14 protein-coding genes, 1 tRNA gene and 3 pseudogenes are annotated in these 20,500 nt (G+C 37.0%); 8 read left to right on the top strand and 10 right to left on the bottom strand.

Annotated features, from left to right (window positions below; translation table 11 throughout):
• Window positions 1–400: 400 nt before the first annotated feature.
• Window positions 401–477, bottom strand: a tRNA-Met gene (locus CER18_RS02370).
• A gap of 159 nt (window positions 478–636) precedes the next feature.
• Between CER18_RS02370 and CER18_RS02365 the strand changes: the two genes are divergently transcribed.
• The gene (locus CER18_RS02365) at window positions 637–1,593 is read left to right on the top strand and encodes a Gfo/Idh/MocA family protein (RefSeq protein ID WP_100128503.1); all 957 of its coding nucleotides are present in this window, start codon (window positions 637–639) and stop codon (window positions 1,591–1,593) included.
• 49 nt (window positions 1,594–1,642) lie between these two features.
• Window positions 1,643–2,761, top strand: a complete 1,119-nt coding sequence (locus CER18_RS02360; protein ID WP_100128502.1) for a DegT/DnrJ/EryC1/StrS family aminotransferase — start codon at window positions 1,643–1,645, stop codon at window positions 2,759–2,761.
• A gap of 329 nt (window positions 2,762–3,090) precedes the next feature.
• On the opposite strand, the pseudogene CER18_RS10370 reads toward CER18_RS02360, so the two are convergent.
• Both CER18_RS10370 and CER18_RS02345 read right to left on the bottom strand, forming a co-directional pair.
• A pseudogene (locus CER18_RS10370) lies at window positions 3,091–3,733 on the bottom strand (hypothetical protein).
• Window positions 3,734–3,760: 27 nt separating this feature from the next.
• Window positions 3,761–4,357, bottom strand: a complete 597-nt coding sequence (locus tag CER18_RS02345; RefSeq protein ID WP_100128499.1) for a DUF1134 domain-containing protein — start codon at window positions 4,355–4,357, stop codon at window positions 3,761–3,763.
• A gap of 216 nt (window positions 4,358–4,573) precedes the next feature.
• Between CER18_RS02345 and chpT the strand changes: the two genes are divergently transcribed.
• Window positions 4,574–5,212, top strand: coding sequence for a histidine phosphotransferase ChpT (gene chpT / locus CER18_RS02340; RefSeq protein WP_100128498.1), 639 nt, complete (start codon window positions 4,574–4,576; stop codon window positions 5,210–5,212).
• Window positions 5,213–5,440: 228 nt separating this feature from the next.
• Here the strand turns inward: chpT and ctrA are convergent, their stop codons facing one another.
• Window positions 5,441–6,142 (bottom strand): response regulator transcription factor CtrA, encoded by a 702-nt coding sequence (gene ctrA, locus CER18_RS02335; protein ID WP_100128497.1) that lies wholly within the window; start codon window positions 6,140–6,142, stop codon window positions 5,441–5,443.
• 565 nt (window positions 6,143–6,707) lie between these two features.
• Between ctrA and CER18_RS02330 the strand changes: the two genes are divergently transcribed.
• Window positions 6,708–7,094 carry a flagellar export protein FliJ gene (locus tag CER18_RS02330; RefSeq protein WP_100128496.1) on the top strand — a complete coding sequence of 129 codons (387 nt, stop codon included), beginning with the start codon at window positions 6,708–6,710 and terminating at the stop codon, window positions 7,092–7,094.
• A gap of 159 nt (window positions 7,095–7,253) precedes the next feature.
• Here the strand turns inward: CER18_RS02330 and CER18_RS02325 are convergent, their stop codons facing one another.
• On the bottom strand, window positions 7,254–7,529 hold the full coding sequence (locus CER18_RS02325) for a DUF1153 domain-containing protein (protein ID WP_100128495.1): 276 nt from the start codon (window positions 7,527–7,529) through the stop codon (window positions 7,254–7,256).
• 396 nt (window positions 7,530–7,925) lie between these two features.
• On the opposite strand from CER18_RS02325, the gene mnmA reads away from it, so the two are divergent.
• Complete coding sequence (mnmA, locus tag CER18_RS02320; protein ID WP_100128494.1) at window positions 7,926–9,149, top strand: tRNA 2-thiouridine(34) synthase MnmA; 1,224 nt, start codon at window positions 7,926–7,928, stop codon at window positions 9,147–9,149.
• 286 nt (window positions 9,150–9,435) lie between these two features.
• Here the strand turns inward: mnmA and CER18_RS02315 are convergent.
• Window positions 9,436–10,244: pseudogene (locus CER18_RS02315) on the bottom strand (TrmH family RNA methyltransferase).
• Between the two features lie 753 nt (window positions 10,245–10,997).
• Between CER18_RS02315 and CER18_RS02305 the strand changes: the two are divergent.
• Entirely contained in the window at window positions 10,998–11,906 is a 909-nt protein-coding gene (locus CER18_RS02305; RefSeq protein WP_100128492.1) for a cation diffusion facilitator family transporter, read from the top strand.
• 631 nt (window positions 11,907–12,537) lie between these two features.
• Here CER18_RS02305 and CER18_RS02300 read toward each other — a convergent pair.
• The gene (locus CER18_RS02300; protein ID WP_100128491.1) at window positions 12,538–13,377 is read right to left on the bottom strand and encodes a DUF1460 domain-containing protein; all 840 of its coding nucleotides are present in this window, start codon (window positions 13,375–13,377) and stop codon (window positions 12,538–12,540) included.
• 532 nt (window positions 13,378–13,909) lie between these two features.
• On the opposite strand from CER18_RS02300, the gene CER18_RS02295 reads away from it, so the two are divergent.
• Complete coding sequence (locus CER18_RS02295; protein ID WP_432417132.1) at window positions 13,910–15,130, top strand: MFS transporter; 1,221 nt, start codon at window positions 13,910–13,912, stop codon at window positions 15,128–15,130.
• A 747-nt stretch (window positions 15,131–15,877) separates the two neighbouring features.
• On the opposite strand, the pseudogene CER18_RS10365 reads toward CER18_RS02295, so the two are convergent.
• The 3 genes and pseudogenes from CER18_RS10365 to CER18_RS10665 form a co-directional block, all read right to left on the bottom strand.
• Window positions 15,878–17,990: pseudogene (locus CER18_RS10365) on the bottom strand (DEAD/DEAH box helicase family protein); the annotation flags it as partial.
• Window positions 17,991–18,054: 64 nt separating this feature from the next.
• Entirely contained in the window at window positions 18,055–18,282 is a 228-nt protein-coding gene (locus tag CER18_RS10670; protein WP_100128488.1) for a DUF3987 domain-containing protein, read from the bottom strand.
• A gap of 201 nt (window positions 18,283–18,483) precedes the next feature.
• Window positions 18,484–19,101: a DUF3987 domain-containing protein gene (locus tag CER18_RS10665; protein WP_280951559.1), complete on the bottom strand. Its 618-nt coding sequence runs from the start codon at window positions 19,099–19,101 to the stop codon at window positions 18,484–18,486.
• A gap of 306 nt (window positions 19,102–19,407) precedes the next feature.
• On the opposite strand from CER18_RS10665, the gene CER18_RS02270 reads away from it, so the two are divergent.
• Window positions 19,408–20,472 carry an NAD(P)H-dependent flavin oxidoreductase gene (locus CER18_RS02270; protein WP_100128487.1) on the top strand — a complete coding sequence of 355 codons (1,065 nt, stop codon included), beginning with the start codon at window positions 19,408–19,410 and terminating at the stop codon, window positions 20,470–20,472.
• The last annotated feature ends 28 nt before the right edge of the window (window positions 20,473–20,500 follow it).

The following is a 20,500-nucleotide window of genomic DNA, read 5'->3' as shown; positions in this document are numbered from 1 at the left end:
ATATAAAAGAGGTGAAAACAGTTTATTCGTGTAACTCTTTAAATAACACAATTGCTGGTAAGGAGCTCATCATTACCAATTGTGATTAGGAAAAGAGAAAACGATTCACGAAAGGGGCTTTAAACAATCTTTGAAAGGTCTTTGAAGTCCCTTTGAGAACCCCTTAAAAACCCTTCGAAAAAAATAAATTGATGCAAAACCTGCTGTCAAATTGTGCAAAACCCGATGACAAGCTACAGAGGTTTTAAATGATCTTTGAAAGGTCTTTGAAGACCCTTTGAGAACCCCTTAAAAATCATGTGAAACAAAATAAATTGGTACAAAACCTGGTGGCAAAATATACAAAACCCGCTGGCAAGCTACACCGCTGGCAAGCTACAGACATACAATTCTGAAAAGATGGTAGCGGAGGAGGGATTTGAACCCCCGACACAAGGATTATGATTCCTCTGCTCTAACCTACTGAGCTACTCCGCCAAAATAAAATTATAATTGCAAATAATTACATCTTGTGCGGATATAAGGGGTAGAATAGTGAGATGTCAAGCGTCGTTTTTAAGCTTTTCTCTTGTCATTCTATTTTATCCTCGATATGTAAAGTACAATTTTATAGATAAAGTAAGGTAAGGCATAAAAATGGTGCCACGCGTAGCGGTTTTAGGATGCGGTCATTGGGGTGAAAACCATATACGGACACTCCATTCTCTTGGGGCTTTAGCAGCAGTTTCTGATATTAATGCTGATCGTGCTGAAAGCTTTGCAACGATGTATGGTGTAGAGGTTATTCCACCAGATGATCTTTTCGTTCATAAAAGTATTGATGCGCTAGTATTAGCGCTGCCTCCACAATTTCATACGCAAAATGTGCTGCGTGCTATTAAAAATGGTAAAGATGTTTTGGTTGAAAAACCAATAGCCTTAAATGTTGCTGATGCTAAACGCCAAGTTCAGGAGGCTGAGCACTATAAGCGGGTTTTTATGGTGGGCCATATTTTACGTTTTCATCCGGCTTTTGAAAAAATGTGTGAATTGGTGAAAAACGGAGAATTGGGCGATGTGCGATATATTTATTCTCATCGATTAGGCTTTGGAAAATTTCACACACATAGCGATGCTTTATGGGATCTTGCTCCTCATGATCTCTCAATGATTTTAGCATTGACAGGATGTGAGCCTTCTAAAATTCACGGTGAGGGGACTGCTGTTGTTGATCAGATTTCCGATTTTTCCCATGTTCATATGACTTTTCCAAATGGTATACGGAGTCATCTTTTTGCTTCACGCTTGAGTCCTTATCGTGAGAGGCGTTTAACTGTTGTGGGGACAAAGGCTATGCTCGTTTTTGATGACATGGAACCATGGAATCGTAAATTGGCAATACATCATTTTGCCGTTTGGAAAGAGAATCAAGAGTGGGCCTTTAGCATGGATGAGCTGAGTTACATTGATGTTTGTGAAGATTTTCCGCTTACTTGTGAATTACGGCATTTTCTTTATTGTATTCAAACGCGTCAATTGCCTCGTACAAATGGTGATGATGCTATTGCGGTTTTACGAATTTTAACAGCTGCTGGTGTCAATTATGGTAAATAAAAGAGATAAGTAGCGCTTTTGCATTTTTGTGATGATCAATGGAGTTAATATGCAATTCATCGACCTTGGGGCGCAGCGTGCGCGTATTGAAGATAAAATTAATTCTGCAATTGCGCATGTGGTCGCGAGTGGTCAGTATATTTTAGGGCCAAAAGTAACAGAGTTTGAAGAGAAATTGGCTGAGTATCTTGGCGTTAAACATGTCATTGCGTGTGCTAATGGAACAGACGCTTTGAAGATGCCTCTTATGGCTAAAAATATTGGTCTAGGGGATGCTGTGTTTTGTCCTAGCTTTACATTTTCCGCAACGGCCGAAGTGGTTGCTTTGGTGGGGGCTGAGCCTGTTTTTGTTGATGTTTTACCCGATACATTTAATATTGATGTTGAAAAACTTTCTCACGCTATCCAAATGGTTAAAAAAGAGGGACGGCTAAAGCCAAAGGCTATTATTGCCGTTGATTTATTTGGGCTTTCTGCTGACTATGTGCAAATTGCCCAAATCGCAGCAAAGGAAAATCTTTTTGTCATTGAAGATGCTGCTCAATCGATGGGGGGAAGAAGCGGTAATACTATGTGTGGTGCTTTTGGTGATGTGGCTGCTACAAGTTTTTATCCTGCAAAACCATTAGGGTGTTATGGCGATGGAGGCGCTATGATGACCAATGATGATTACTTGGCAGAACTTTTACGCTCTATTTTATTTCATGGTAAAGGTGAAACACAATATGATAATGTACGGATTGGTATGAATTCGCGTCTTGATAGTATTCAGGCTGCAATTTTACTCGAAAAGTTTATGATTTTTGAAGATGAAATGGAAAAGCGTGTAGAAATTGCTCAACGTTATTCCAATGGTTTAAGAGATGTTGTTACAGTTCCAGAAATAGAAGAAAATATTCGTTCTGCTTATGCACAATATACGATTAAGGTCAAAGAGCGTGATAAATTAAAAGATTTTTTACAAAAAAATTCTATCCCTACAATGATTTATTATAAAACTCCTTTGCATCAACAGCCAGCTTATAAACATTTTCCTTATGTAAAAGATTCTCTTTCTGTTTCAGAGTCTTTAGGAGAGTGTGTTTTAAGTTTACCAATGCATCCTTATTTGACGCAAACGGATCAGGATATGATTATCCAAAAAATAAGAGGTTTTTATCACTCTTGAGAGCGTGCTTTTAACTTTAAAACTTATGATGAAAGCTTTATGGGAGGTTTATCTTAGGAGGTATTTTTTTGTTAGAGTTTGTGATGAAATTTTTAAGTATATTTGCTTCTAGGATTCACAAAATGCTGCTCTTTAGGGCAGTGATATGATAAAAAGGTCGCATTGCTAGATAAGAAGATGGATTTTTTTATAAATGGTGTGGGGTGAGAAATCCTGTCTTTTCGCTTCAAGAAAAAGTCGCGCTTAATAAAAATTATTTAGGTTATAAAAGTTACAACGAAGCTTTTTGGTTTTTCTCTTCATTTAAGGTGTTTTAAAAGGTGGCTTATTTAACGGGGCTTTGTGGAGAGAAGAGTTATTTTTTTGCGAATACGGGATGCTAGGTCGTTTTTGCTTTTGGATTTTTGAATCAATGTGTTGATGGGTGATGTATTTCCCTCTTGTAGGGCTATTTGAGCGGCTAATGTTGCGGCAAGTTCTTTTGTTTCTTCACGGAGCTCTTCCAGCAGTTGGTGGTTAGCAGTTGTATCAAGCCCATGATGCGTTTGGATTTTTTGTAAACGTTGCTGATAGTGTGTGATTTTTTCACGCATCGTTTTGCTTTCCTTTGAAGGTGTTTGTTGTGACGATATTTTGTTTGATTGCGATTGTTTCTTTGGGAAAAGTGTTTTGTGCGGAAAGGTATAGCTGATAAAGTTGTTCTTTTACTTGGCTTAGGTGTATTTTCTGTTGGGCATATTTTTTTTGCAAAGATTCATACTTTTGTTGATTTTTTGCTAATTCTACAGCATGTTGTGCACGGACAAAATCCTGATTTGCTTGTATTTCTGTGAGCGATAATGGAATTTTTGCACAAACATCTTTATGCGCAAAATGAACAGCTTTACGCCAAATAAGAGGGGATAAAAGTATCAGTAACCAAGAAGTGGAGGCAACTCCAAGCATAAAAAAAAGAAACGATTGAATAAGCATAATACCTCTCTTCAAATAAGGGACCGTTTAAAACGGATTCCATGTGGGTCTTGGTGTTAATTTTAAATATCCTATGTTGATACCAAGGCGTGCACCGATTCCTGTCCGTATTGGGATTAACAAGGTATCATGGTATTTGAGTACATGAAAACCAACCCCTGCAATTAAATAGGCCGAACCTGAAACACCACCATAGCGCTTCCATAAATTATTTATGCTTTTAAGATTGTAAACCAAGATCATAAGACGGGAACCTTGCCCGCCAAAATCCCACCCTACCGAGGGGCCTTGCCAGAAAACTTTATGTTGACCATAATTTTTGGTAAAAACCTTTCCTTCGCCATAGGTTAATCCAGCAAAAAAGGCACCAGAAGCTTCTTCTCCTAAAATATAGGCATTCGGATAACCGTATTTTGAAAAAATATTTTGAATGGCAATCGCCAGACCACTGGCTGTTTTTCCAAAAAAAATATGACCAGAATCAATAATTTCTTGAAGTGAATAATGGGGTTCGTTGTTCTCTATTGGTTTTAGTTGCGCATGTGCAGTGTTTATGGTGATAAATAAAAGGAAGATGAAAGATATAATATTTTTGTACCAGTATTTTAGCAGAGAGAGAGACATCGAGTTTTCTCCTTTTATTAGTGACAAACAAAAAGATAATATTAGGATTTTCATTCTATTCAAATAAAAAATAAGATGTAAGGTTATTTAAATTCTTGAATCTATTTCTGAAATTTTTTTAGCATGCTTGTTAATGTTTTTTCTTATGCATCAGATGTTAAGAGTTTTTCTTTAAAATAAAGTTTGTTTTTTTGAATTTAGGAGTTTTCAATCGTTATGACGTTCGCTGTTTCTTTGAAGCCTATGGATCTTGCTGCTTTGCTTTGTAGTCGTATTTGCCATGATTTAATTTCACCTGTAGGGGCTATTCAAAATGCAATGGAGCTTTATGATGACGCAGGCGCTGAAGAAGAGGCTTTGCAATTGGTGCGTTTATCCGTTGCGAGTGCTTCTGCACGTTTACAATTTGCGCGATTGGCTTTTGGTTTTGCTGGTGCAAGTGGAGGACAAATAGATACACAGGCTGCAGAGCAGGTTGCTCAACAATATATGCAGCAAGAAAAAGCAACTTTAAAATGGCTGGCTCCTTCTTTTTTGTTACAAAAAGATGAAGTTAAACTTTTGCTTAATTTGTTATTGATTGCAAATGCAACAGTTTCTCGTGGCGGTGAAATTGTTGTTATGATTGGACAAGAAGAAAATAAACGTTCTTTTCGATTTGAGATTTTCGGTAAAACTCTTCGTCTTCCTCCTCATTTTCTTGCGTTATATCATGGAGAAGTTAAAGAAGAGCTTATTGATGCACATGTCATCCAATTTTATTACACAACGCTACTTGCTCAGATGACAGAGATGAAAATAAATATTGATGAAAGGGATCATTGTATTGTTTTAGAAAGTGTGAAAAAGCTTTGAATAAGAGAGAAGCGCTTAAACCGTGTTGAGGGAAAAGAAACTTCAATTAAATTTACGAGCGATTATATTGGCGAGTAGAGTGTGTTACTCCTTAAGCTTTAAGCGCTTTCTATATGAGACTTTATTGTTTGCAAATTTTTTTTATATTGTTTGCGAGTTTTTTATTTGTAACAGAGAAAAATCTCGGCCCGCTACACCCCGAGATTTTACAATGTATATTTTCACTGCTTAAGCGGTTTTTCGTACGTTCTCTTCAACTGGATCACGCAAAACATAACCACGTCCCCAAACAGTATCAATGTAATTTACATTCGAAGAGACTGCTTCCAATTTTTTCCGTAATTTACAGATAAAAACATCGATAATTTTTAGTTCTGGCTCATCCATTCCACCATAGAGATGATTGAGAAACATTTCTTTGGTCAGTGTTGTGCCTTTGCGCAAAGAGAGAAGCTCTAGCATTTGGTATTCTTTACCCGTTAAGTGAACAGGACGTCCTGCAACTTCGACGGTTTTGGCGTCAAGATTAACAGTGAGATCACCGGTAACAATAACGGATTGTGCATGTCCTTTAGAACGACGAACAACTGCATGAATACGCGCAATAAGCTCATCCTTATGAAAAGGTTTTGTCATATAGTCGTCTGCTCCAGAGCCAAAACCACGAACTTTGTCTTCAATAGCATTCATTCCAGAAAGGATAAGAACAGGTGTTTTTATTTTTGCCAACCTTAGAGTTTTCAAGACATCATACCCTGACATATCAGGCAAATTCAGATCAAGCAAAATGATATCGTAATCATAGAGTTTTCCTAAATCGATACCTTCTTCACCCAGATCAGTGATATAAACATTAAAATTGGCTGACTTTAGCATCAACTCAATGCTTTGAGTAACCGCTCTATCATCTTCAATTAATAATACGCGCATTTTAGATCCCTCACTTCGCTCCTTCACGAATCACAAGGAGCATTTCTCTTTTATAAACAGTGGGTAAAACCACTGTTGATAAAAACAATTCATGAAATCAAACACTTAGTAATAAAGCATTTATGAACATTTCAGTAGTACGCGTAACAATCACTACCAAATTCCCCACTATCCATGATAGTGGTTAACAAAATATTGTTATTTTTGAAAGAGGCTATAAAATTATTTTAAAAAAATCGCGGACTTTTTAACATAATAAGAAATGAAGGGCTTTTTCTATAAAATTTAATCTAAAAAAAATCTTGTAAAAAAGTCTTATAAATTACTTTTTTACAATTTTAGTGTTTATTTACGGAGCTTTAAACCTCTTCATTTTATAGTGAGAGGGAAAAATAAAGAAATAGTTATGGCTCTTTAAAGAAGGTTGTGTTTGCAGATGCTTTAAGGAAGGGCGGAGTTATGGTCTCAATTAATGGACTGTTTTTTCGGCTACACATATAACTAAAACGATATGAATTGAGTATGAATGCGCGTTTTGAGTTGGCACAATCAAGGAGTAGTGAGTATGAAGCCACGGGAAAATATGGTGCGATTGAGGATGTTTCAAGTGCGTGGAAAGCGCCGTGAAATTGCACAGCTTGAGATGATGATTGCAGAATTTGAAAGAATGGTCTTAGAATTGGAAACACAGATTTCTCATGAAGAACGTAAATCTGGAAACAACGATGTTCACCATTTTGCTTATTCTGCTTTTGCGCGTGCAGTTCGGCAAAGACGCGATAATCTGCTCAATTCCATTCGTGATTTACAGCTTCAAAAAACAAATGCTGAAATTGCTCTTCATGAAGCTAATACAGAGCTACAACATGCGCAGCTTTTGGAAGCGCGAGAAAAAAAGACAGCCGCAGATGATGAAGATATCTTGATTCAATCTAATTCAATGGCTGGCTAATTCAATGATTGGGTGTTCAAAACAATTATTGAAAAATCAAATCAATTTTTTAAGATTTATCTTTTGAATGTAATGTAAAAACAGCTAAACTTTTATCAAGTTTAGCTGTTTTTATTTTTATAAAATGCTTTATGTTATCGAATCATGATCAATGGCAGCTTAATGCCTATAGTGTTGAATCTTGGTCGTTCGTAATCCCGCTAAACCGTGTTCATCGATCAAACTTTGCCATGAAAGAAATTCTTCCACAGTCAAAGTATAACGTTGACACGCTTCGTCAAGGCTTAACAATCCACCTCTAACAGCCGCAACAACTTCAGCTTTGCGACGAATCACCCAGCGCCGTGTTGTTTGTGGCGGTAGGTCGGCAATTGTAAGTGGACTTCCATCTGGCCCAATAACATATTTCATTTGTGTTTTCATCAAATTGGTCATTCGTATCCTCTACCTTTAGTCAAGGACTTGATTCGTTTATAGAGCATGAAATTTAAAAAAGAGCTAAACGTGCTGAAAGGAAAAATTAATAAAGTGATTGATCGTGTAAAAAGAGGTCCAAGCGAACTGTTTAGAAATGCCTCTTGCAAAATTTTGCCAGATTTTATTTTGCTAGATTTGTAAAAAGAGAAAAAAGTTTTCCCAAATGATTATCTTTCTGCCTTATTTCTATCACTCTTTTTTATTTACAGCTGCTTTTAAGAAAGTGATGCTATGGTTGTGGAAAGGATAAAAAAACAATATAAAGACAATCAATAGCATAAAGGTGGTAAAAAGCACGCATCAGAATGTTAACATATGGATATCCATTAATAGAGCACTAAAGAGAATGAATACATGTTTTTGAACAGTCTTGATTTGCCAGGACAACCTAAGGATTCTCGCATTGTTGTTGCAATGTCGGGAGGTGTTGATTCATCGGTTGTTGCAGGTCTTTTGAAAAAGGAAGGGTATAATGTCATTGGCATTACATTGCAGCTTTATGATCATGGAGCTGCAACGCATCGGGTGGGGGCGTGTTGTGCGGGACAAGATATTGAAGATGCGCGCCGTGTTGCAGAAACGTTGGGAATACCGCATTATGTTCTTGATTATGAAAAACGCTTTCGCGAAGCTGTTATTGATCCTTTTGCAGAAAGCTATGCTCATGGAGAGACTCCAGTTCCATGTATTGCGTGCAATCAGACGGTTAAGTTTGCTGATTTATTAGCAACAGCCCGTGAATTGGGGGCAGATGCTTTGGCAACGGGACATTATATTCGTTCGCGTTCTCATGGGGCACATCGAGCACTCTTTCGCCCTCTCGATAACGATCGTGATCAGAGTTATTTTCTCTTTGCAACGACACAAGAGCAGATTGATTATTTGCGTTTTCCACTTGGCGATCTTCCAAAAGCGCGCGTTCGTGAAATAGCTGCAGAAATGGGCTTTGTGGTTGCTAATAAGCATGATAGTCAGGATATTTGTTTTGTTCCACAAGGAAAATATTCAGATGTTATCGCAAAATTGCGTCCAGAAGCTGCTAATCCTGGCTTTATTGTCCATATTGATGGAAAAATTTTAGGCAAACATTCAGGGATTGTTAATTATACTGTTGGTCAACGTCGTGGTATTGGGGTGTCAACGGGTGAAGCGCTTTATGTAGTTTATCTCGATGTGGAAAATGCTCGTGTTATTGTTGGTCCGCGTGAAATGTTAGAAACGCATAAGCTTTTTTTACGTGATGTGAATTGGCTTGGTGATGAGTCGTTGGATAAATTTCCTTCTCAGGGTATTGAGGTGGCTGTAAAGGTGCGTTCAACGCGCCCGCCTCATCTTGCGCGTTTGCACTATAAAGAAGGTGTTTTTTCCGTTGATCTGTTGGAATGTGAAAATGGTGTGGCACCAGGGCAAGCTTGTGTTCTTTATGATGGAAATGGTCATGAGGCACGTATTCTTGGGGGAGGATTTGTAACGCATTCAGAACGTGCGGCTGACATTGAAATGATGTTGAAGCGTGTTTTATGCAATCTTGAAACAAAGAATTCTGTTTCCTCTCAACTTAAAACAACGGCTTCATAAAAAGGTCGTGAGTTAATTCATAACAATAATTTTTATCGTTCAACTTGAATGAGAGGCTTCAGCAAGATTTTCTCATTGCAAATTTCTGTTATGATTGAATCCATCAAAACTATGTCTCTTGCACATGACAAGTGGGATTATCGTGGGGAGAACTAAAAAAATGTCTTTATTCAATGTTCTCAAATGCTAGGGAATAGAGAGCTTTAGAGTTGATAAAGGACACACATCATCGGATATTTGTTACAACTTAAAGTACTATTATCTTGAGTGGTTAAAGTCGGTAAATTTAGTGATCGAAGTCGGTAAAATGGGCGAGAGCAATCCCTGAGGCTGTGGCAACATTGAGGCTGTCAAAGCCGTTAGCCATGGGAATTCGTAAGGCTTTTGATTGTTGTAGTATATGGGGTGGTAAGCCATCACCTTCTGTTCCGAAAATAAGTGCCATTCTTTTGGTTTTGTGTGCTTGCCTGAGCGTGTGCGGGGCAGAAGGGGAGAGTACATAAAGATGACAATTTTCATTGTTTAGAGCAGCTATAATATCATTGATATCAGCATTTTGTGTATAGGGTACTTTTAGAGCAGCGCCGGCAGAAACTCTGATTGATTTGCGATAAAGTGGATCGCAAAAGGTTTTGTCAACAATAATACCGTGACTGGCAAAGGCTGCTGCATTACGAAAAATTGATCCCATATTATCGTGATTCGAGATACCACATAAAACCAGAATCAAAGCTTTTCTGGAAGACTTTGTAAAAAACTTTGTAATGATGGGAGTGCTTTGCGTTTACCGATACCCAGAACACCACGATGAATATGGAAACCGGTGATATCATCCATGACTTTTTGGGGAACACAATAAATGGGACAGCGAGGCTGTGTTTTTTCTAAAAGCGGTAGAAGTCTAGGAAGGCGTTTTGCGACAATAAGCAGCGAGAGAGCAGAAAACTCTTTTGAATGCAATAATGCGGACAAGGTTATTTTACCTTCAGCAATAAATTGCTGTTGTCGTCCAACGAGATCTTTTTCACGGATATTATGATAGTCTCTCAGACAAGGGTCGTTTGTTTCGTCGATTGTTGTGATATTCAAATGCATACGAGATTTTTAATGCTTTTTTCTTTCAATTTCTAGATGTTAGAATTTGCTTTATTTTTAAAAAGAAAGATAAAAAATATTATTTTTTAAACTTATGGTAGAATTTATATTGACAGCATATATCGATTAGTGTATTGTAAAAATACTGATGCGGGATAATTAAGTGTTGTTTTCGTATCGGGTGCAGTATCTTGGGTCCCCGCTATTTCCCAAGTTCTGTATGCCCTTAAATTATAAGGGAAAAGAATCTGGGTCCCCAATGCCCAGATTCTTTTTGGGGGCATAACGCTTTTTCTAGTTTTTTTAGCAATCATATTTTGAAATTTCCTTAAGCTATAAGATTACAGGGAAGTGATCAGTCATTTTTTCTGTGATGAAAAGATGTCTATAGGTGGGTTATAAGGCACATCATAAGATGTGAAAAATAATGCATAATCATGATATATTTGAGAAAAAACTAAACTTTCGTTCATAAGATGTGAGATTGATTTACGTTATTTAGAAAACGTTTAATGGAGGGAATGTATTTGATGTCTTTCGAGAAAGCTGTTTGTTTATGACGTGTTTTCTTCATCCTTTATTGCTGATTTTCGTGTAACTGATCAGTTTTTGCGATAACAATAGTGAATTGAGAGACGTTTAATATATGATGAAGCTTATGTAATATTGAGAAAATATTGGTGATATGCCAAAAATATCATTATAGAGCTGAAAATATTATTCCTTGGTTTTGTGAAGAAAAGGATGAGGTTCATGAATGTGAAAATCAATATACAAAGCTTAACTTTATACTCTATTTTTATTGCGTGTATTGTTTTTGCTTTGAAATATTGGGCATATCACATCACAGGGTCGGTTGCTCTTTATTCTGATGCGTTGGAATCAATAGTCAATATCCTTGCGTCATTGGCAGCATGGTGGGCTGTTAAAGTGAGTATGAAGCCAGCAGATCACGATCATCCCTTTGGGCATCATAAAGCGGAATATTTTTCTGCGATTCTTGAAGGAATCCTCATTATTATTGCGGCAATTGTTATTTTAAGAGAAGCATGGATAGCGCTTTCTACTGTTAAATTATTGCAGAAACCTGGCACGTGGCTTGTTATTCATCTTGTTGCAACTGTTATAAATTGCATGTGGGGAATGGTTCTTATTGGGCAGGGAAAACGTTATCGTTCACCGGCTCTTAAAGCTGATGGCGTGCATTTCATAACCGATGTTTTTACTTCGCTTGCAATTTTAATTGGTTTAATTGCTGGTTTTGTAGGGGGATGGGGCGTTTTAGATCCTATTTTAGCGATAATCGTTGCTGTTAATATTCTCTTACAGGGCTGGAAGGTAATAAGGAATGCTGTTCAAGGATTAATGGATGTTGGCGTTGAATTGAATGAAACTATGCGGATTCGGGAGCTGATTTCTGCAAATGCTGATGGTGCACTTGAGATTCATGATTTACGGACACGTGTTGCTGGTAGGGTTACTTTTATAGAGTTTCATTTGGTTGTGCCAGCTGTTATGCAGGTTGGAGAAGCCCATAAAATTTGTGATAAAATTGAAGCTGTTCTTCAAAAAGAATTTGATAATGTGCGTATTTCTATTCATGTCGAGCCTGAAGATGAGGCCAAATTGCCTCCTGGTACAACGATGATACCTTTTATATAAATTTTTTTAAATTGGCTGTCATATTACGAACATTAATTTTTTACGGTGGGGTAGAGCTCATATCTCTTGAAAATACAATGATGCTCCTTTGTTGATTTTATTTTTGCATCAATAAAGGAGAAGGTTAAATTAAGTACCTTCAGGCGAGATTTATTCTGTTGTCGTACACTGTGTTATGTAAGGTGTGGTGAGATAAGAGCTATAAAATTTGATCTCTTAAGTCTTTTATAGGGGGGGCAATATTGAGCAGTAAGGCTTGTCGATGAAGCTTAAATAAATCATATGAAATGGTGAGCTGCTGAAATTAGCTTAAGAAGATGGACTGTTTATGGGGCTATCGAGAATAAATTTCTTGTTTTTGAGAACAAGGGAAAATGAAGCGTAATTATAAATTTTATATAAAATACTTTGTGAGACAACACTCATAACATATTTGGCTTTACTTATTCTTACAAAAAAATATATGTTTTTCATATTCATAAAGATTAGAGTGGTGGTAGCCTATAGATAATTTGGGGCTTGAGAATATGAAAAGAAATTATAATATAACAACAGCGTTTTTCTTGCTGTCAGCTTTCAGTTAGTAAAGGGAATTATAACCGTCATTTCTCCAAATAGATATTATTCAATGTTATTCAAGGGCTCTTAAAACAATGATTCCTGGTGTTTTTGCAACATAATCCATAAAAGGGGAATCGACGACTTTTTCATTTTCTTTTCGTGAAGAAGCATTTCGTAACATTGGTCCTTTATCTGTCATAATAAAGAATCCCACATGTGTTACATCCAATCCAGCAAGTTTTGTATAGATACCAATGAAATCTCCTGATTTTAAACGGCTTATAACCTCTTCATTAATAAAGTTACTTGGAATATACGTTACTGTGCGTTTCACAACTGGAAGTCCAGGAAGATAGCTCCCACCATCAGCTTTCTTATTGAGATATTTTTCTATGCTGACTGCATGAGGACTGATTTCAGCGGTAATATCAGTGGCGAGTTTATATTCTCTATAAGCCCAGTCTGTAAAAAAATGTTTTCGATTTAAAAAATGAACATTACCCTTAATGTAACGCGTTTTTATGACGTTACTTATGAATTCTTTTGGAGATGTTGATCTGCGCAATGCTTCAACATAATCCAGATAAGTGAAGCAATCTAAGCCTCTAAAATCAATGATGAGTTTTTCTGGTGTCTTTTCTGAGCCATGTAACATATTTGCTTTGTAAGGTGTCCCTAAAAAAGCTTCAGAAAGAAAGTCAATCAGGGCTCCTTTTTCGTGATCATTTGTTTCTGCACGTTTTTTGAGAAGAGCATTTAATTTGTTTAAAGTGTAAGGATCTAGTTCTATGTTGGTTGGTTGTTGTATTTCTATTTTATTTTCTAAAACACTTTCTTGTGAATCAGAATTTTGAACATCACATCCTGTCACGAACATTAAAGTGAGAATTAATAAGGATATTTTTCGCATTTTATACACCATTTTTGAATTTAACAGTTTATGGTCAACTCTCACTAGAAGTGGTATTTCTCCATGCTTATGCGTTAGATCATCATTGGATTTAATAATAGCATATAATCATTGATGGACTCAATAAATATGATCAGTTTTTACAGTGGTTAAGCTATTCTGGTGATGCTTCTTTAACCTTATCATATATTCTAAAGATGAGAAAAATTTTTGAGAGATTATTAAAAATAGTGGCATGAGAAGTGGCAATAATATCTGATAAAATCAATCATAATAACTCTAAAATTATTGGCATGTTCTATATTCCATGAGAAGTTATTCATAATTTATTTTCATGAATACTTTTTTATTTAATATAAAAAATAATTTTATATTTTTATATTGACTCTTTTTGTAATTTTTAATTTGTTATTATTTTGTATATAAAACTTATAAGATATAGAGTACTTAAAAAAGAAGAGGAGCAAAAGAGAGCGGGGGACGTAACTGTGTATGTAAAATGAGTAACTGAGTGTAAAATAGTATGTATGTTATGCAAGGTCACATGCTCAATCCGAAATTTGTTCGGCGTGGGCTCATTTTAGTGTTCATCACTTTATTATTAGATATTCTTGGCATTGCAATTATTTGTCCTGTTTTGCCTGAATATTTTTCTCATTTAACTGGAAAAGATGTCAGTACATCTTTTGTAGAAAGAGGAAAATTACTTGCTGCTTATTCAGTGATGCAGTTTTTGTTTGCTCCTGTTATTGGTAATCTTTCTGATCGTTATGGTCGTCGTCCTATTTTGCTTGTCTCTATTATCTGTTTTGCTCTTGATAATCTGATATGTGCTATAGCATGGAGCTATTCTATGTTATTTATCGGGCGTCTTTTATCAGGGATAAGTGGTGCTAGTTTTGCAACTTGTACAGCTTATCTTGCTGATATATCGGATGAAACAAATCGTACGCGCAATTTTGGTCTATTAGGGGTTGCATCCGCATTAGGGTTTATTTTAGGGTCCTTTATGGGTGGTTTTTTAGGTCAGTTTGGGCCGCGTATTCCATTTTATTTTGCCGCTGGTTTTTCACTCATTAATTTTATTTTTGCTTGGGTTATGCTTCCTGAAACTCTTTCTTTATGGAATAGGCGCTTTTTTGATATTAAACGGGCAAATCCCTTAGGTGCTTTTTGGCAATTGAAGCAATATCCGATGGTTCTTTGGGTATTGTTGGTCTTTTTTCTTTATTGGTTTGCGGAATCTATATGGCTAAGTATTTGGGCATTCATTGCAAAAGAACGCTATGATTGGAGTTCGTTTTCCATTGGGCTATCCTATAGTGTTTTTGGGATAGGCCAGTTTATTGTCGTTGTTCTTATCTTGCCTTATTTTTCTAAGCGATGGAGTGATGGGCGTATTACTATAGTAGGGCTTTTATTTGCAGCCCTTGCTATGCTGGGTTATACATTTGCGACGCAGGGGTGGATGGTTTATATGGTTTGTGCGTGTACAATGCTTGAATATCTTGTTCATGCACCTATCCGTGCTATTGCTTCAGCGCAAGTGCCGACAAATGTCCAAGGAGAACTACAAGGGGCCATGACATCTGTTGTTTCATTGAGTTTGATATTTGGTTCTTTTTTTTATGTGTTTCTCTTTGAATGTTTTACAGATAAAAATGCACTGTTTTATTTTTCTGGTGCTCCTTTTGTTGGAGGCTTTTTGCTTCTTGTTGTTGCAACGGTCATTTTTACCTTGCGAGTACGTTAATTTGTTGAAGGGGGCAGGTTAAGAATATTTTGCTAGAGAATGCACACAAAATTACATTTAATAGGCAGAAAGTTTTTTTGTGATGTTTGTTTGTAATATAGTTATGTATTGTAAAGCCTATGTTTTTTGCTTATTACTATTCACTGTTTATGGAGCAGTATGTTGAAAAAAATGCTCCAGTGTTAGATACATCAGTGTTGTGCGAATAATTTCAGATTTTTTTGTATCAAATTGGACGTAAAATATTGCGTATGTTTATCTGCATCATTTCTAGAATCGATAGAAAAGCTTATCTGGGAAGAATATAAAGTTGAAAAGCCGTTTTTAGTATTTCCTTTTTCATTTAACTTTATCGTTTTCAAAACTATTATTACACTAATTTTTTTAAAACAGTACAGATTTATTGCCTTACCTCACATTTTTGTTTGTTTCATCCTTTAATAGGAATGATGCTTTTGATGCAGAGTAGAATGATCAGAACAGCACTTGTTTTGAGGAGAGCGTTTACAATGTAGGATAGCTCTTCGCTAGGCACTCAAAATATGGGCATACTCATTTTTCTTGGGAGGGTAATCCAGTGATTTTGATTGATGCAATCCTAAACAGGAGGGGACTAAAGTGGGAGGCATGAGAACGAAGAGGAGAAGAGTAAGAAAATTCACGCTATTTAGTGCTCTCATTTAAGTTGCAAAATAACGAAAATCATCTTTATTCCATAAATTTGGGGGAATAATATCATTATTGAATGGAAAGCGATTTACGCAGTGGATAGACATTTCTTGCACTTGTATGCTCTGATCTTGCTTGAAGGGGGATGTCATCAACAACCGTGGTGACATTCTGTAAATCAATATTTGAGAAACCATTATAATCTCTAAGATAGGGCTTACATCCTGTCCTAAATTCATCTGATTGGGTGCTTTACTAAAATTTTCATCATGAGAAAGCAAAGCATTGAGAACTTGCCAAACAACACTGTATTTCTTATTGTTCTTTAAAGTTTTTCTGGGTCAATCCCAGCCGATACCCCAACGGATAAAATGATATAGCCTCTTTTTTATTCGGAGCGCGCCGCATCACGCGTCCTACCGCCTGTATTACATCCACTTGGCTTTTGCGCGGATGTAAAAACATCGCCACATCTAGTGTTGGCACATTCATCCCCTCAAAGAGGCATCTTACATTGGTGAGTATACGGAATAATTTTCTCCTGTATTCTTTTCAAGCCAATCCAGTTTTCTTGACCGTTCCTTGACACCATCCTTCCCATCAATATGATCAACTTCACAGATCAGAGGGGGCGTATCGGGGTAGTCCTGATAAAGTCTGTTGAAAATCCTCTTAACACCTTTTCCTTGGAAAGTATCACGGATCTGTTTAGAGGTCTTGATATCTGTATAAAAAGCCAATGCATGGGGCATGGGAGCCGTATCATCCCCAAGATCAGTTTTCAGATCCAGTTTGGTTAAAGCTTGATAACAGCCAACGATTTTTGTTTTATCATCGAGAAGAAGTTCATAATCTTTGCTTGTGGTAGGCACTTCCATGGTTTTATTGATTTCCCCCTCATCAATCCTCAAAACAATAATCTTATAAGGGGTTAACAGTTCATTTTTGACCGCATCGGTAAAACTGTAGGTATAAAGAACTTTTTCATAAAGCGTTTCATTATCCATAAATGCCAAAACAGAATCAACCTCATCGGTACGCCTTTTAGCATGATCACTAAAAATACGAGGCATTGCTGTCATATACAAACGTTTCTTGCCTCGAATAATGCTGTTATCATGAACCTTGATAAAATCAGATTCACTGTCCTCTGTTCTCAATGAAGCACCGGCTGTTCTATGAGCCTCATCACAAATAATCAAATCAAAGGCTGCTAACCATGATCCTTTTGTGCATCAATAATTACTTGTATCGATTGATAGGTAGCAAAAATAATACTCATCGCATGAGGAGAATAGTTTTCTACTTTCTCAACAAGCTTAGAGGCATCGGTTGTTGCTGGGAGGGCTAAGTCAGATGCCGATATTTCTCCATCATCGTCTTGGTTTTTATGACACTTGCCGATTTGCTTATCCGAACACACCGCAAAGCAACGCAAGGGCACTTGTGCATCGGCTGTCCATTCACGGATACTTTGTGATATCAGTGCAAGAGAGGGCACTAAAAACAAAACATGCTTGCCTGTTTCTGCTATCTTCAAACTGTTAAAAGTCTTTCCCGTATCACATGCCCCATAATCAGCTTGCCACGGTCTGCTGTTTGCAAACCCTCACAAACCGCCTTGAGCGCTTCTTTCTGATGATCTAAAAGCTTTTTTTCGTTTGCTCATAAAGGACAATATTGCCTGTCTTATCAAAGATATCCCAATTGATTTGGCTATTGTTCATATCAAACAGATTAATCCGATAAACTGTAACCGCTTGCCCTTCAATCATGGTATTGGCATTTTCGCTTAAGTCTTTTTCGGTGCTATCAATCAGAAGACGGTATTTAAATCTCTTTTTCCCGAAATAGCGATAAAGTTTTCAATATCGTCTTGGGTAATCTGATGATTGGCTTCATAAAATTTACAGCGAATAGCAACGTATTCATTCTGATCACGAATTTTTGCCACCAAATCAATATCGGTGTCTCTATCGCTTCCTTTCCAATCCTTTTCGTCTGCGGCCTTTCTATAAGTTTGAACCTTTTCGTATTCTTGCTTTTGGAGCGGATCTTCACTCAAATAAGCCATGACAAACTTCTCAAAAGCGGCTTGCTTTTCTTATTCTGATATCGCTTGATCATGATAGGATTGTAAAAGAGAGCGTAAAGTGACGTGTTTGTTATTAGAATAAAGAGGATGAGACATAAAGGATAAACTCCATGACAATATATTCTACAGATTAATTTTCTTCAAAAGGGGTTTTTTAGGGCTATTTACCCACAACCTGTAACCTTTTGACGTGACTTAACAAATATTTTTCCCAATACAAGGATCTTTCAAGGGCATCTCTATTAATTTCAAAACTCCCACCCTCAGCCAGTTCAAAAATCAACGCAAGGGTTGGTATGGTTTTATTCATTTTCAAAAGATGCGCTTGTAAATTTGCAGAGAAATGACCTCTCTTTACTCTTTTCTTGAAAATCTTCTCACCATTCACGAAACATCTCTTGGACTTCAACAGAGAAACGTACGGTTATCGGATGCTTTGGTGATCCTAATGGTTTATCATAAAGAGAACGAAAGATCCTTTGATAGCTTTCCTATGCGATTTGATTAGGAGGTCTATCGACCCATAACCGCTCTTGTCATCCATCGGGAAAGATCAGCACTTGAAACCGTTGCATGAAACCATCATCATTTATTCTACGTTGCATGGCTTGAAGAATGGGAATAATCTGTACAGGTTGAATACCCCTATAATAGAGACGGTTGCATTGGGAATAAAAATGGTTCCACGCCCAATCCGAGCATAAGTGAATTGACCATCTCCATTAAAAGCTATGAGATAAAAAGCACGGTCTGTTTGATATTCTCTTCGTTCCAGATTGGCTAAAAAAACAGCCAATTCATCACGCACCATTAAGAGACCACGCAGGTTTTCTTTTAAGAGTTCCCCAAGCTTTTCGACTGTGACATCATTGATGATAAGATGTCGTTTTATAGAACTGTCATCCTCCTCACTTTCTTTGTGTTCAAGAGATTGTGAAAGAAGAGCAAGGTCTTGTTCTTCGTCTTGATCTTTGAGTGCTTTATAGGCTTGTTTTTTCTTTTCTCTTTTGTCTAAAGTTTCAAGTATCTCTTCAATTTCTTGTCTCTCTTTTCTTTGGTTGATTGGTTTTAGTACTATAAAGTTTTGCAGGTTAAGATGAGGTACAAAATATCGTTTACAGAACTTAAGGGCGAGGTGATTTTTACAGTGATTTGGTTCTCTTTTTTTTCTTAAAATTATGATACTTTTGTCGAAAAAACTGCTCATAATTTTCCACCTACTGTGCTGAACAAATAAGATTTATCACGACAAGCATAATGAAGTAGATTTAAGGTTATAGAAAAACTGTATATATCACAATTTATCAGGATAATAGATTGTTGCAATCGTACATTTTTTTATATATATCGCCGCTGGATATGAAAATGAACGAAGCTTTAATTTTCTTGCTGCTAACTTGATGCTAAGTGGTGTAGAGCAAGGGTAAGCGGTGTTGTTATTCGTACTTCCCATCTATAGTTTCAAAAGCATTATAGGTGATGAATTTCCAAACCATTAATTTTGAGGACTACTGTGTTCGCTACATTACCTAAAGATATACGCTCTTTAATAATACAAGCGCCTATGGCTGGTGTATCGACGCCTGAGATGGCGGCTGCCGTATCTAATTCTGGTGCGGTGGGTTCGATAGCTATTGGCGGATTGGGGGCAGATGAAGCAGTTTTGTTAATTCAAAAAACGAAAGCACTAACTGATCGACCGTTTAATATTAATCTTTTCTGTCATGATCCTTTTTTGCGTGTGGATACAGCAAAAGATTCTCATTGGCGAACTAAGCTAAACGATCATTTTTTAGGTGGGGAAACGATTCTAAATACCCCTCTTAAGAATATATACGTCTCTATTAAAAATAATAAGGATTTAGCTATCGCAGTCGCTGCACAAGCCCCTGATATTATTAGCTTTCATTTTGGTATCCCTGATGAGGATATCATTGACATCTTTCGACAGACCGGTGCCAAACTTATGGCTACTGCAACTTGTCTTGAGGAGGGGAAAGAAATTTCAGCCAAGGGTTTGGATGCAATAATTGCTCAAGGCTTTGAGGCAGGAGGACACCGAGGACAATTTAATCTTTCACAATTCGACGAGAAGTTATCAACACACGTCTTGACTCGGCTTTTGGCTCAGCACTTGTCACTTCCTATAATTGCTGCGGGCGGTATAATGACTGGGGCTGATATAGCGAGCGTTATGCTCATGGGTGCTCAGGGAGTACAATTAGGGAGTGCCTTTATAGGTTGTAGCGAAAGCGGTGCGAGTCATTGTCATAAAAATCTTTTAAAGTCTGATAAATCCATACCAACCGTTTTGACGCGAGCCATTTCTGGGCGACCTGCGCGGTCAATAATGACACCGTTTGTCCAATGGGCGATGAGTATTACTGATAAGGATATTCCGGAGTATCCTTACGGTTATGATGCCTTCAAGCAACTGCAAAAAAGTATGCTCTTACGAGGAGATCTTGATATAGGTCCTTTTTGGGCGGGGCAAAATGCTTTCTTGGCGCGTTTTATTTCGGCAACACAAATTATCGCAGAGTTAGAAAACGAGTATGCTCGCTATATACAGGGCTAAGAAAAAGTAAATCTAAAGCTAATATGAC

Origin of the sequence: Bartonella tribocorum (assembly GCF_002777915.1) — a bacterium.
GTDB classification, from domain to species: Bacteria; Pseudomonadota; Alphaproteobacteria; order Rhizobiales; family Rhizobiaceae; genus Bartonella; species Bartonella tribocorum_A.
This window is presented reverse-complemented; position numbering and strand designations above follow the sequence as displayed.

Bases quoted from the DNA above. Each gene is read 5' to 3' on its own strand.
- CER18_RS02365 (WP_100128503.1), top strand. From the start codon at position 637: ATGGTGCCACGCGTAGCGGTTTTAGGATGCGGTCATTGGGGTGAAAAC.
- CER18_RS02360 (WP_100128502.1), top strand. From the start codon at position 1,643: ATGCAATTCATCGACCTTGGGGCGCAGCGTGCGCGTATTGAAGATAAA.
- CER18_RS02345 (WP_100128499.1), bottom strand. From the start codon at position 4,357: ATGTCTCTCTCTCTGCTAAAATACTGGTACAAAAATATTATATCTTTC.
- chpT (WP_100128498.1), top strand. From the start codon at position 4,574: ATGACGTTCGCTGTTTCTTTGAAGCCTATGGATCTTGCTGCTTTGCTT.
- ctrA (WP_100128497.1), bottom strand. From the start codon at position 6,142: ATGCGCGTATTATTAATTGAAGATGATAGAGCGGTTACTCAAAGCATT.
- CER18_RS02330 (WP_100128496.1), top strand. From the start codon at position 6,708: ATGAAGCCACGGGAAAATATGGTGCGATTGAGGATGTTTCAAGTGCGT.
- CER18_RS02325 (WP_100128495.1), bottom strand. From the start codon at position 7,529: ATGACCAATTTGATGAAAACACAAATGAAATATGTTATTGGGCCAGAT.
- mnmA (WP_100128494.1), top strand. From the start codon at position 7,926: ATGTTTTTGAACAGTCTTGATTTGCCAGGACAACCTAAGGATTCTCGC.
- CER18_RS02305 (WP_100128492.1), top strand. From the start codon at position 10,998: ATGAATGTGAAAATCAATATACAAAGCTTAACTTTATACTCTATTTTT.
- CER18_RS02300 (WP_100128491.1), bottom strand. From the start codon at position 13,377: ATGCGAAAAATATCCTTATTAATTCTCACTTTAATGTTCGTGACAGGA.
- CER18_RS02295 (WP_432417132.1), top strand. From the start codon at position 13,910: ATGCAAGGTCACATGCTCAATCCGAAATTTGTTCGGCGTGGGCTCATT.
- CER18_RS10665 (WP_280951559.1), bottom strand. From the start codon at position 19,101: ATGAGCAGTTTTTTCGACAAAAGTATCATAATTTTAAGAAAAAAAAGA.